The organism is Brachyspira sp. G79, assembly GCF_002379365.1.
Lineage (GTDB): Bacteria > Spirochaetota > Brachyspiria > Brachyspirales > Brachyspiraceae > Brachyspira.
Genome location: NZ_JQIU01000008.1, coordinates 1,083,857 through 1,094,976 on the forward strand (window position 1 = coordinate 1,083,857; position 11,120 = coordinate 1,094,976).

Below are 11,120 nucleotides of genomic sequence, written 5' to 3' on the forward strand. Positions count from 1 at the left end.
TGATATATTTATTAGTAACAGAAACTATACTATACTGTATCTTCTATCTATCAGCAGTTTAGAAAATGATAATATATTAAATATTTATATAGATGAATTTATAAAAGCATGCTCAAATAAAGACACAGAAAAAATAAGAAATACAACATCATACCTAGAAAATATTTTAAAAAATAATAAAAAATATAAAAAAGAAATAATAAACACAATAAAAACAGAATATCAAAAATTATTAGAATATTATAAACTAAATGAGCCTCAAGATAAATATATAATCGACTTTATCAATAATACTTCAAAAAGAATATTTAATTATTAAAATAATACACTATTAGGAATAAATAAAATGGATATATTAATAATTGGAGAACACTATGAACAAAGAAAATTTAAACAATAACGAAGAAATAAACACTTCTGGTTTTGATGCCATAACTAAAACTTTTGAAAAAATATATAAAGAACAAAAAGAGCCTTTACACTACAGACCTATAATAAGCTATGAACTTGGAGGAAAAGACCCTCTTGACGGAGTAAGCGTTTACAGAGGAAACGGATATTATCATTTTGTTACTTATGGATTTAGTGAACTTTATGAAAAAGAATCAGAAGATAAAGAATACAGCGGATTTGGTTTTGAACTCACTTTTAAATTAAAAATGAATGAAAAACAAATTAATAATACAAAAGATGAAGATGTATCAGATGATGAAATAAAATCAGCAGTAGGATTTTTACAGCAATTAGCAGGATATGTATTTGAAAGCGGATCAATATTTAATCCGTACCAATATATATGGACTAAGCAGAAAGAAGGAATAGACTCAAAGCAAAAATCTAAAATAACAGGATTTATAACAATACCAGATGAAGCAGGAGAAATAAATACACCTAACGGAAAAGTTATTTTTGTTGAGCTTATTGGAGCAACTGATAATGAGCTTAATGCTATATATGACAAAAGAATCACGGTAAAAGAACTAGCACAAAAAATAGGAACAGATATAACAGATTATGGCAGGGCTTCTTTATTGTGAATATTGCAGTATACACATAAACAAGTTTGTAAAAAATAAAGTTATATTTTGTTTTTAATCTCTGTGGCTTTGCCTTATAGCCAAGTTCTTTTATGACGTCTATCAGCCTGTGGCGTTGTATGAAAGAACCAAAAGAACTGCATTTGACGAAGTCCATCTTTATGGGTAGTCTAAATTTATGTTATATGTTAAATTTAATACATACATATAAAACATAAAGCTCTAATAATTACGTTTTTCGTGAAGCGTGCCTATGGTAAAACTTTGGAGAAGCCATGAAAAAAGTTAATAATTATGTATAAAATGCATAAGTTAACAAAATAAAATTCTTACAGTATATACATAAAAAAATAAATTTTTTAGCTATCAATTAAAACCTCTATTAATTCTGATTGTAATGCACTATTTAAATCATTATTTTTTATATCTCTCTCATATATGAGCTTAGTATATCCCGATTTATTTGAAAGCACATACAAATAATCTCCAAGCATAACAGCTTCAGATACATCATGTGTAACATAGAAAAAAGTTTTATTTGTACTTATCTGTATTTTTCTTATTATATCAATAAGCTCTTTTTTCTTTTTTATATCCTGTCCTTGCAGCGGTTCGTCCATAAGTATAAAATTTGAATCATAAGCCAAAGCCCTTGCTAGTGATAATCTCTGCTTCATTCCTCCGCTTAATTCGTTTGGCTTTGAATATATATTTTTTATTAGCCCTACCATTTCTAAAGCATATTTTATTTGTTTATCTATTTTGTTTTTTTTATCTTTTTCTTTTATTTTATCTTTCAGCACATATTCTATATTTTTATAACAATTCAAATAATTAAGAAGTCTAGGTTCCTGATATACAAATGCTTTATCATCTTTGGAAATATTTGAAGAGATTATATTTAAAAGCGAAGTCTTTCCAGAACCTGAAGAGCCTAATATTATATTTATATTGTTTATATGAAAATCTATATTAAAGTTTTTAAATACTATTAAATCTTTATATGAAAGATTTATATTTTTTAATTTAAATCTTTTATCTGTCATGAGTAATCCTTATAATGATTTCAAAAACAGCATTAAATATTACAGCAATAAGAGAGTAAGCAAATAAACTTACAGTATCTAAATATAAATGCGATTCATAAAGTCTGCTTCCTATACCAAAGCTAGGAAGAGCCAATATTTCAGCTGCTAATATGCTTTTCCAAGTAATACCCATAGACTGAGATAAAGCAGTTAATACATAAGGTTTTATAGAAGGTATGTAAAGACTGATTATCTGATTTTTTAAAGAAACATTATAAGATAAAGACATTTCTATAAGATTTTTATCAACATTCATAATGCCGTTATTAATAGCATCATATATTATAGGAAATATAACTAGCATAGAAACAAATATAGGCACAGTATTATTATCAAACCATATTACCGCAACTAATATAAGAGGTACTGTAGGTATAGTACGTATAAAATTTATTATAGGCATAAGTATATATCTTAAGGATAAAAATATACCTGATAATACTCCAAATAAAAAAGCAGAAAAAAAAGAGAAAATAAATGCAGCAAATACTCTTGCTATACTGTACATCAAATCTTTATAAAATGATTTTTCTAATACAATATCACCTAACTTTTTTATTATTGTAAATATATTTGGAAATATTATTTCAGAATTAATTTTAATAGAAATAAAGCACCATAACAAAATAAAGATAATTATACCAAGTAATATATATATAATTTTTTATTATTCATTTCATTTTTATTTTATTCTTTTAAATACAAGTCTTTCCTCATCTAATGTTATTATGGTAAGCATATTGCTTGTAAGTTCTATAGAAGATGCCTTGTTTAAAAGCTCAATATATTGTCTTTCTGCCTCAATAGCTTCTGATTCTCCTCCCATTTTTGTAACAACCATATCTTTAAATATAATCATGTTTCCTCTTCTCATTTCATACTTTCCTAAATAAGTATTAAAACCGCTGTATCCATAAAACTCTTCATTATAAAAAGATATAGTAATACCTCTTCCTTCAAACATATTAGTAAGCTGAAATGTTTTTCCATTAAGTGTACTCGTAGATACTGCTATTGATTTCTTTGATGAAGCACAGGAGCTCATAAAAATTATCATAATAAAACTAAATATTAATACAAAATTTCTCACCATTAAAATATCCCAATAATTATATTTCTTCAAACACTAAGTTATTGTTTGACAACAATGTATATATTGTTAATTTTTTCCTTTAATCTCATATGAAGTTGCATTTTTCAGCATATTAAGATATTCAATTTCAGCTGCAATTTCCTCTCTGCTTCCAGTTCTTTTTGTCATAGATATAGATAATACATTAAATATATCACCGTCAATCATATATGATGATGAATAATCATTAACAGCAGAAAATCCAAAAATAGTATCTGGAGTAAACTCTATAGTAATATTCATTTCTGGATATATACTTACCAATTTAAATTTTCTGCCATTAAGACTATCCGTATTAACTTCTGTATGAGTAACAGATTTTGTAGTTGAACAAGATAATATAACTAATAATATAGCTAAAACCTGTACAATATATTTCATAATTATCCTATTTAATTTATAATACCTTTATTATTGTCGGTAAAAAGTTTTTATATTTGAATATGTATTTTTATATCTTATCAAAATGTTAGTGAAATAAAACATATTGAAATTTGACAATTATAGTATTATAATATTAAAATAATATTTATCAATTACTTATTAAAGGATTTTTAACATATGAATAAAATTATAACAACTATTTTTATATTAATATTAATTATTGGCTGCAATAATAATGCCAAAAAAGATAATAACAGTCAATCAGTAGAAAATTATCTCGTAATAAATAAGCCAAAATCAAATGCTGATAAACTTCAGATTTATGCAAGTATATACCCTATATATGACTTTGCCCAAAAAATAGGCGGAGAAAAAGCAGATGTTTATAATATGACTTCATCTGGTTCAGAACCTCATGACTTTGAAATAACTTCAAAAGATATGGGTAATTTAACTAAAGCTGACATTTTTATATATAATGGCGGCGGAATGGAACATTGGGCAGATACTGTAAAAGAAAGTATAAATGATTTAAATTATTTAGAAAGTTCATATGGTATAGAAAAAGAAGAACTAGACCCTCACTTTTGGCTTTCTCCTATAAAAGCAAAAAAACAAATGGAAAATATAAAAAATGCTCTTTCAGAAATAGATAAAGATAATGCTGACTATTATAATTCTAATTACAATATATATGCTGCACGTTTAGATGAGCTTGATAAAAAATTCAAAGATAATTTATCTAATGTAAAAAATACTAATCTCATAGTAACTCATCCTGCTTTCGGACATTTCTGTAAAGAATATTCTTTAAATCAAGTGGCTATTGCAAGAGATGAAGCTGACCCTAAAGCTATGTCAGAAACAATAAGCTTTATGAAAGATAATAATATAAAAGCTATATTTTATGAAGAGTTTTCAAGCTCAAAATTGGTAGATTCTATAGCTAAAGAAACTTCTGCTTTAACATACACTCTAAACCCAATAGAAGCCCTAAGCGAAGAAGATATAAAAAATGGAGAAGATTATTTTTCTGTAATGGAAAAAAATCTTATATCATTGACTAATGGTCTTAATCAATAAAATATTTATAGATTGAAAAGAATAACATAATAATAATTAAGAATAATATTTATGGATAAAGTTATAGAGTTTAAAAACGTACATTTCGGTTATACTTCAGATGATATATTAAGATGTATAAGTTTTGATATAAATAAAGGAGATTTCGTATCGATAATAGGCTCTAACGGAGTTGGAAAGAGCACTATATTAAAACTTATACTAGGAGAACTTCATCAATATAAAGGAAGTATAAAACTGTATGAAGAAGATATAAGCAATTTTAAAGATTGGAAAAAAATTGGATATTTGGAACAAAATGCATATTCTAAAATAGTAAATTTTCCAGCTACAGTTTATGAAATTGTTATGTCTAATAATTTTGCTGATATAGGGTTATTTAGATTTCCTAATAAAAAACATCATGACAAAGTTATAGAAGCCTTAAAACTTTTAGGTATGGAAAATTATAAAGATAGAATGATATACAAACTTTCAGGAGGTCAGGTACAGAGAGTATTTTTAGCTAGAACATTAATATCAAAACCAGATTTGCTTGTACTTGATGAACCTACTAACGGTGTTGACAGAGAAACTACAGAACTAATATACAGTATACTTTATAATTTAAATAAAAATGAAAATGTATCTATAATAATGGTTACACATGATGTTGAAAGAATATCTAAAATATCTAATAGAATATTCTGTTTTGAAGACGGGACTTTAATAGAGCTTGAAAAAAATCAAATAGATATAGAGCTTTCACATAAGCATAAACACCCAAATAGTGATAAAGCTTGTTCATGCTAATTTTGATTACATATTTATGGTATTAATTATAAAAAATATATTTTAATGTAAAATAAATTTGATTTTTCTGTATAAATATATATAATTTCCTAAATTTTTTAGGAGAATTCAATTATGAAAAAAGTTTTATTTACTGTAATCGCTGTGCTGTCTATAAGCAATGCATTAGTTTTTGGTATGTACGGCAATAATAATGATTGGATTGACTTTCTCACAGACGGAAATCAATTCAGGGCTAGAATGGATCAATTAGGATTTACATTAGGAAACAATACTATTAAAGGTACATTTGGTTTTAGGGCTAATACTGGTTATTTAGGCTCAATACTATCTTCTTCTGATAATGATTTTACTTTGGATGCTACTATATCTGCTGGAATAGCTTATACATCAAGCTTAATAAGTATAGGTATTGGATATAATTATACTTATGCTGGGATATCAGAAGATTTTGCTCTTGCTGATAAAAAATTGGATATACATACACCTGTTTTAGCCGTTAATGCTTTAGATAATAATTTAAGAATAGTAGTTCCAGTACAGATTGCTATTACTGATAAATTATACGGAAGTGAAGATTATACACATAAAGGAATAAGTCTTGATCCTCAAATAAGATATTATAGTGATTCAGATATTTTTAAAGAATTCAGATTAACATTAAAATACGGTACAGTTGAAACAACAGCAAAAGGAGATGCTGTAAGTAAATATAATTCTTCATCATTCGGTTTTGATTTTAGACTATATTTTGGAGCAGTAGTTGGAAATGTTTCACTTCTTCCCTTTATTAAAGTTACTTATGATACTTCTTTAGGTGCTAAAGGAAAAACTTTAGGCAGTTATGAAGTATATTCAGACAGTGTAATAATACCTATGAATACTGGTGCTAATTTGCTTGAAAGAGAAACTTATCAATTATCAATACTTCCTACTCTAGGATTAGAAGCAAGTAGCGATATAGTTACTTTATATATGGAGCCTGGTTTGGGATATTCTATTATTGATAACGGATTAAAAGGTTCTTCTCTTACTCATGCATTAGCTTGGTCTGCATACACTGAACTTTATATCACACCTGTTGAAGATTTAGAATGGTATTTTGAGATGGACATTAATGGAGATTATGCTCCAAATGGGAATTCTATACCTGTATATTTTGAAACTACTACTGGTATCACTTGGTATTTACCTTCTTTTGGCAATGAATAATAAATATCTAATATAATTTTATTATATAAGGGGCTTATTTAAATATAAGCCCTTTTCTAAACTTTCATTTTAAAATAATTATAGTATAATATCTTAAATTATCATTAATTTTTGGAAAATTTATATGGAAATATTTCAGTATGATTTTATGCGTAAGGCTTTTATAGTGGGTATTATGATTGCTGTAATTATACCTTGCATAGGTGTAGTAGTTGTATTAAAAAGGCTTTCTATGATAGGAGATGCAATATCTCATACATCTCTTGCAGGTGTTGCCTTTGGACTAGTATTTAATATTAACCCTATAGCAGCTTCAATAATATTTTGTATATTGGCGGCTTTATCCATTGAGTTTATCAGAAAAAAAATATCAAAATATGGAGAGATGTCAATATCAATTATAATGTCTTTATCAATAGGAATTGCTGGTATATTATCTGGATTTGTTTCAAATAATGCTAATTTTAATAGTTTTTTGTTTGGAAGTATAGTTGCTATAAGTGATTTTGAATTAAAGTTAATAATATTAATAAGTTTAATATCTATACTTATTTTTATTTTTTTATATAAAGAAATTTTCTATATAACATTTAATGAAAGACTAGCTAAATTATCAGGTGTTCCAGTTAATAGAATAAACTTTATATTTACAATACTTACAGCTGCAGCCGTATCAATATCCGCAAGAACTATAGGCTCTTTAATAGTCTCTTCAATGATGGTAGTTCCTGCAGCATGTTCTATGCAGATTGCAAACAGCTATAAAAAGACTATTGTATATGCTGTGCTTTTTAATTTATTTTTTACAATACTTGGAATATTCATTTCATACTATAAAGGATTAAAACCAGGTGCTACTATAGTTTTGATAAGTATAATAACTTTTATAGCTATACTTTTAATAAAATCATCAAAAGTTTTTAATAAATAATATAAGTTTATAATACATAATTGACAATAAAACAATTTTAATATATTATTATAGTACAAAATTATTTAAGGAAGTAAGACTATGAAAACTATAGACGCTAGAGGCATACCTTGCCCAAAACCATTAATTCTAACTAAAACTGCTCTAAATAATGCTGCATTAAATGAAGAAATAGAAGTTCTTATAGACGATGATGTTGCTTTTCACAATATCACAGACTTCTTAAAAAATAACGGCATAACATACACTAATGAAGGTCAAAACTTCAAAATTGTAAAAAATAAAGAATTGTCATTGAATAACAGCAAAGAAAAATCATCAGGACCTGTGATAGCGGTAGTTGATAAAAAAGTTATGGGACAGGGAAATGATGAGCTTGGAGAATTATTATTAAAAGCATTTTTGGGAGCATTAAAAGATGCTAATCCAAAACCTGAAGCACTATACTGCTATAATGGCGGAGTTTATTTGGGTATTGATGAACCTTATAAAACTTTACTTCAGGAATTAAGAGATGCAGGAATTAAAATATTTTTCTGCGGTACTTGTGTTAAATTTTATGAATTAGAAGGAATTAAAGTAGAAGAACAAACTAATATGCTTGGAATTATAGAAGCTATGGCTAATGCCTCTGCTGTAATAAGAGCATAAAACTTATTTTAATTATGAAAAATTATTATTTTGATAACTCTACAACTAGTTTTCCTAAACCAAAAGAAGTTTCCGAAGAGATGTATAATTTCTTAATGAATGTAGGCGGTACTTATGGAAGAGTTAATACCAAAAGAGGTAAAGAAACAACTCAGAAAATAGAAGAATGTAGGGAAATATTAGCTAAAAAATTTATAGGTACTAAAAATGATGCTAATATAATATTTACTTCTGGGGCAACTAGGTCTGTAAACGATATACTTATAGGTTTGGACTTGCATGACTGTAAAATATTGATATCAACCTTAGAGCATAATGCTGTATTAAGACCAGTATATAAGTTAAATAAAAATAAAAATGTGGAATATGAAATAATACCTTCATTAGAAGGCGGTTTAATAGATATAGATGCTCTAAAAAATATAATAAAAAAAGATAAAATATCATTAGTTATAGTTAATATGGAGAGTAATATCAGCGGAGTAATACAGCCTATAGATAAAATTAAAGAAGCTATAGGTGATATACCTCTGCTTATTGATGCTACTCAAGCTGTAGGAGTACATGAAGTAAAAGCTGATGAATGGAATATTGATTTTATAACATTTACTGGTCATAAGGGACTTTTAGGACCTACTGGAACAGGCGGTTTTTATGTAAAAAATCCAGCAAAACTAAATCCCGCATATTTCGGAGGAGGTTTTGGAGATGGGTATGAAACTCCTTTTAGTGTACCAGAAATATATGAGGCAGGAACACCAAATACTGTAGGAATTATAGGACTCTTGGCAGCACTAAAAAACAGACCTATTTGGAATATTACAATAGAAGATTTAGTAAACACAATAAATAAAATAGAAAATCTTAATAAATATAAAATAGTATGGTCTAAAAATAAAGATACGCAAGGATTTGTATTTTCTATAACTACTGATTCTATAAGTATGTCAGATTTAGCTCATAAACTATATGAAGACTATAATATAGAATGCAGATATGGTTTTCATTGTGCTTTTTTGGCACATAATTTCTATAAAAATAGTAATGGTGCTATAAGATTTTCTTTCTCCCCGTATACTACGAAAGAAGATTTAAAATATTTAATTAATACATTAGGAAATGAATTATGGTAAAGAGTTTTTGTTATTTACAAACACCTAGAGATTTAATTAAGGCAGAGAAAATTTTACTTGATGCTGGAATAGAAGTGGTTGTAAGACCAGCACCCGAACCTGTATTTGGCGTATGCAACATGGCTATAGATATAGAAGATAATGACAAAGTATATATTGTGTCATTACTTGAGGCGGCTGGTTTAGTTGTAAAGGTAAAAGATACTGAAAATTAAAAAAATGTTTAAATGCTTGTTTTTTAGTAATAAAAAACAAGTGTTTAATTTTATAATATATCTCTATTATTGATAAAATCTGATATATAATTATTCTTAAATAATCCAAATATTAAATTAATCACTTTTGATTTTTCTATATAGTTAAAATATTCTGGAAAATAATACATAATTATCGAAGATAAAAAATAAATAATAATGCAGGCAACAAATAATACTATAGCGGCACCAATAATTCTATCAACCCAAGATAAATATATTATTTTCAAAATATCCTTTATACTTTTTTCTACCTTTGAAAGTATTATCCTTATAACAGAATAAGTAACTATTAAAGATATAATCTTCAAAATAATAGAATGATCAAAATACTTTGACATGTGATTATATATAAGAGGTGATATTATAAAAGAAAATATTACAGCTGCAATAGGTATAATAATAGATATGAGTCCCTTTGCAAAACCGTATATAAATAATACAGCCAATATTATAATCAATAATGTATCAATAGTAATCATTATGATTTCTTTAATAAAGCTATAATAGGGGCAAATGTAAAGCTGCTTTTCTTCCTATGTGTATTTATAATATTTGATAATGCCTCTATATCAGTGTGAGAAAATGAAGAATAACTTCCTATTTTTTTAGTTATATCATTAAGTTCATCTTTAGTTTTTATTATATTGTTAAAATTATTAAATATTTTATAAACATCTTGGTTCTGATATTCTATTTTTGCATTTAAATTATTCTGAACATCAAGCATAGCAGCAATATTTTCTTTTATGGATAATACTATCAAGTTTTGATTTATTAAAATATTAGACATAACCTCATTATACTGCTCTAAAGATTTAAAATTACTTAATTTTTTAGAATCGCTACTGATATCAGTTTCTATTTTATTAATGAGATTGTCAATATTTTCTGTAATATTACTCACCTCTTCTGAAATGATTTTGCAGTGATCATGTATATAAAATGAAGAGTTCTCTATTACTACTAATCCTGCAAATATATCTGTAAGCATCTTTTCTATTGCTTCTGTACCTTTAGATATTTCAAAAGATAAAGCACCTATCTCTTTTGCCACTACAGAAAAACTCTTTCCGTAAAAACCTGCTTTAGATGCCTGTATTCCAGCATTAATAGATAAAAGATTTGTTTTATTTGTTATAGCTTTTATATACTCTATTGTGCTGTATATTGCTTCTGTTATTGTACTTACATCTTTAAATTGATCTGCTGATTCTAATATAATAGTTAAAAATCTATTAGATGTTTCAATTAAACTCTCTTTTATAAGTCTTAATTCATTTTTCAAAGTCATTATTTGTTCATTAGAAAAATCGGATTCTTTCAAATTTGATATTGTCTGATTTAATACTCTGAAATGTTCCTGCATTTGGGATTTATATTTATCAAAAAATGTAAATATAGTATTTGTATATTTTAATCC

14 protein-coding genes and 1 pseudogene are annotated in these 11,120 nt (G+C 26.3%); 9 read left to right on the top strand and 6 right to left on the bottom strand.

What is annotated here, in order from left to right:
- Together KQ44_RS06160 and KQ44_RS06165 are read left to right on the top strand one after the other, a co-directional pair.
- Nucleotides 1-319: pseudogene (locus KQ44_RS06160) on the top strand (SMI1/KNR4 family protein); the annotation flags it as partial.
- A gap of 55 nt (nt 320-374) precedes the next feature.
- Nucleotides 375-1,037 carry a suppressor of fused domain protein gene (locus KQ44_RS06165; RefSeq protein ID WP_096736683.1) on the top strand — a complete coding sequence of 221 codons (663 nt, stop codon included), beginning with the start codon at nt 375-377 and terminating at the stop codon, nt 1,035-1,037.
- Between the two features lie 359 nt (nt 1,038-1,396).
- Here the strand turns inward: KQ44_RS06165 and KQ44_RS06170 are convergent, their stop codons facing one another.
- The 4 genes from KQ44_RS06170 to KQ44_RS06185 all read right to left on the bottom strand — a co-directional run bounded on the left by KQ44_RS06170 (nt 1,397) and on the right by KQ44_RS06185 (nt 3,638).
- The gene (locus tag KQ44_RS06170) at nt 1,397-2,083 is read right to left on the bottom strand and encodes an ATP-binding cassette domain-containing protein (protein ID WP_096736684.1); all 687 of its coding nucleotides are present in this window, start codon (nt 2,081-2,083) and stop codon (nt 1,397-1,399) included.
- Nucleotides 2,073-2,750 carry an ABC transporter permease subunit gene (locus KQ44_RS06175; protein WP_240516510.1) on the bottom strand — a complete coding sequence of 226 codons (678 nt, stop codon included), beginning with the start codon at nt 2,748-2,750 and terminating at the stop codon, nt 2,073-2,075. Before KQ44_RS06175 ends, KQ44_RS06170 begins: the two co-directional genes overlap by 11 nt.
- 57 nt (nt 2,751-2,807) lie before the next feature.
- Entirely contained in the window at nt 2,808-3,218 is a 411-nt protein-coding gene (locus KQ44_RS06180; protein WP_096736686.1) for an META domain-containing protein, read from the bottom strand.
- A 66-nt stretch (nt 3,219-3,284) separates the two neighbouring features.
- Nucleotides 3,285-3,638, bottom strand: coding sequence for an META domain-containing protein (locus KQ44_RS06185; RefSeq protein WP_240516511.1), 354 nt, complete (start codon nt 3,636-3,638; stop codon nt 3,285-3,287).
- A gap of 180 nt (nt 3,639-3,818) precedes the next feature.
- On the opposite strand from KQ44_RS06185, the gene KQ44_RS06190 reads away from it, so the two are divergent.
- The 7 genes from KQ44_RS06190 (at nt 3,819) to KQ44_RS06220 (ending at nt 9,658) form a co-directional block, all read left to right on the top strand.
- Nucleotides 3,819-4,724 (top strand): zinc ABC transporter substrate-binding protein, encoded by a 906-nt coding sequence (locus tag KQ44_RS06190; protein WP_096736687.1) that lies wholly within the window; start codon nt 3,819-3,821, stop codon nt 4,722-4,724.
- A gap of 51 nt (nt 4,725-4,775) precedes the next feature.
- A complete protein-coding gene (locus tag KQ44_RS06195) occupies nt 4,776-5,516 on the top strand; it encodes a metal ABC transporter ATP-binding protein (protein ID WP_096736688.1) in 741 nt (246 codons plus the stop codon).
- A 114-nt stretch (nt 5,517-5,630) separates the two neighbouring features.
- Nucleotides 5,631-6,728: a cell surface protein gene (locus tag KQ44_RS06200; protein WP_096736689.1), complete on the top strand. Its 1,098-nt coding sequence runs from the start codon at nt 5,631-5,633 to the stop codon at nt 6,726-6,728.
- A 124-nt stretch (nt 6,729-6,852) separates the two neighbouring features.
- Nucleotides 6,853-7,659, top strand: a complete 807-nt coding sequence (locus KQ44_RS06205) for a metal ABC transporter permease (RefSeq protein ID WP_096736690.1) — start codon at nt 6,853-6,855, stop codon at nt 7,657-7,659.
- 81 nt (nt 7,660-7,740) lie between these two features.
- Nucleotides 7,741-8,310, top strand: a complete 570-nt coding sequence (gene yedF / locus KQ44_RS06210) for a sulfurtransferase-like selenium metabolism protein YedF (protein ID WP_096736691.1) — start codon at nt 7,741-7,743, stop codon at nt 8,308-8,310.
- A gap of 14 nt (nt 8,311-8,324) precedes the next feature.
- Entirely contained in the window at nt 8,325-9,443 is a 1,119-nt protein-coding gene (locus tag KQ44_RS06215; RefSeq protein ID WP_096736692.1) for an aminotransferase class V-fold PLP-dependent enzyme, read from the top strand.
- Nucleotides 9,437-9,658 carry a putative Se/S carrier-like protein gene (locus KQ44_RS06220; protein ID WP_013114837.1) on the top strand — a complete coding sequence of 74 codons (222 nt, stop codon included), beginning with the start codon at nt 9,437-9,439 and terminating at the stop codon, nt 9,656-9,658. Before KQ44_RS06215 ends, KQ44_RS06220 begins: the two co-directional genes overlap by 7 nt.
- Before the next feature lie 50 nt (nt 9,659-9,708).
- Here the strand turns inward: KQ44_RS06220 and KQ44_RS06225 are convergent, their stop codons facing one another.
- Both KQ44_RS06225 and KQ44_RS06230 read right to left on the bottom strand, forming a co-directional pair.
- Nucleotides 9,709-10,182: a CvpA family protein gene (locus KQ44_RS06225; protein WP_096736693.1), complete on the bottom strand. Its 474-nt coding sequence runs from the start codon at nt 10,180-10,182 to the stop codon at nt 9,709-9,711.
- The coding region (locus KQ44_RS06230; protein ID WP_240516512.1) for a methyl-accepting chemotaxis protein at nt 10,179-11,120 on the bottom strand (942 nt) is incomplete at its 5' end. The genes KQ44_RS06230 and KQ44_RS06225, both read right to left, overlap by 4 nt.